The organism is Oleiphilus sp. HI0043 (assembly GCF_001634935.1).
On the sequence record NZ_LWEY01000843.1, the window covers coordinates 1 to 1,544 of the forward strand.

At 45.9% G+C, this 1,544-nt stretch carries 1 protein-coding gene and 1 pseudogene; both read left to right on the forward strand.

Translation table 11 applies throughout. From position 1 onward, the window contains the following. Positions 1-251 (forward strand): annotated as a pseudogene (gene fusA, locus A3729_RS09580) (elongation factor G); the annotation flags it as partial. A 45-nt stretch (positions 252-296) separates the two neighbouring features. Next, positions 297-1,520: an elongation factor Tu gene (tuf, locus tag A3729_RS09585; RefSeq protein WP_068552924.1), complete on the forward strand. Its 1,224-nt coding sequence runs from the start codon at positions 297-299 to the stop codon at positions 1,518-1,520. Positions 1,521-1,544: the final 24 nt, after the last annotated feature.

A 1,544-nucleotide genomic window follows, 5' to 3' on the forward strand; every position in this document is an offset into this window, starting at 1 on the left:
AAGTGGTAACGCCAGAAGAGAATATGGGAGATGTGGTTGGTGACTTAAATCGTCGCCGAGGTCTCATACAGGGTATGGAAGAGAGCGCCGCTGGTAAGGTGGTTAATGCTGAAGTTCCCTTATCTGAAATGTTCGGATACGCAACAGATTTGCGATCCGCAACACAGGGTCGCGCAACCTACGCGATGGAGTTTTTGACTTATTCAGAAGCGCCAAAAGCGGTTGCAGAAGTGATTATTAATAAATCGTAGTCTTAATTAAACTAAAGTCGGTAGCATAGAAAAAGGGGTGTAACCGTGGCTAAAGAAAAATTTGAACGTAATAAACCGCACGTTAACGTAGGTACTATTGGTCACGTTGACCATGGTAAAACAACTTTGACAGCAGCGCTAACGCGTGTATGTGCAGAAGTATTCGGTGGTGAGAAGGTTGATTTCGCAAACATCGATAATGCACCAGAGGAAAGAGAGCGTGGTATCACTATCGCGACGTCTCACGTTGAGTATGATTCAACTGATCGTCACTACGCTCACGTTGACTGCCCAGGGCACGCCGATTATGTTAAAAACATGATCACAGGTGCTGCTCAGATGGATGGTGCTATCTTGGTTTGTGGTGCGACTGATGGTCCTATGCCTCAGACTCGTGAGCACATCCTTTTGTCTCGTCAGGTAGGTGTACCTTACATTGTAGTATTCTTGAACAAGGCTGACTTGTTGGCTGAAGACTGTGGTGGTGCAGGTTCAGAAGAATACAACGAGATGCTTGAATTGGTTGAAATGGAAATTCGTGAGTTGCTAGACACTTATGAGTTCCCAGGTGATGATACGCCAATTATCGCAGGTTCTGCTTTGATGGCATTGAACGGCGAAGATGATAACGAGCTAGGTACAACTGCTGTTAAGAAGTTGGTTGAGTCGCTAGATTCTTATATTCCAGAGCCAGAGCGTGCTGTAGATCAGCCATTCCTAATGCCTGTTGAGGACGTGTTCTCAATCTCAGGTCGTGGTACGGTTGTAACGGGTCGTGTTGAGCGTGGTATCATCAAAGTTGGTGAAGAAATCGAGATTGTTGGTATCAAGGAAACTCAAACCACTACTTGTACTGGTGTTGAGATGTTCCGTAAGCTTCTAGACGAAGGTCGTGCGGGTGAGAACGTTGGTGTTCTTCTGCGTGGTACTAAGCGTGACGAAGTTGAGCGTGGTCAGGTTCTATGTGTGCCTGGTTCTGTTAAGCCTCACACTAAGTTTGAAGCTGAAGTATATATCTTGGGTAAAGATGAAGGTGGTCGTCATACGCCATTCTTCCAAGGTTACCGTCCACAGTTCTACTTCCGTACGACTGATGTGACAGGTGCTTGTGAGTTGCCTGAAGGTGTTGAAATGGTAATGCCTGGTGATAACGTACAGTTAACAGCTACTTTGATCGCGCCAATCGCGATGGAAGAAGGTCTACGCTTCGCGATTCGTGAAGGTGGTCGTACTGTAGGTGCGGGTGTTGTAGCTAAGATTGTTGAATAATCTGACGNCTATATCCTAAAAAAA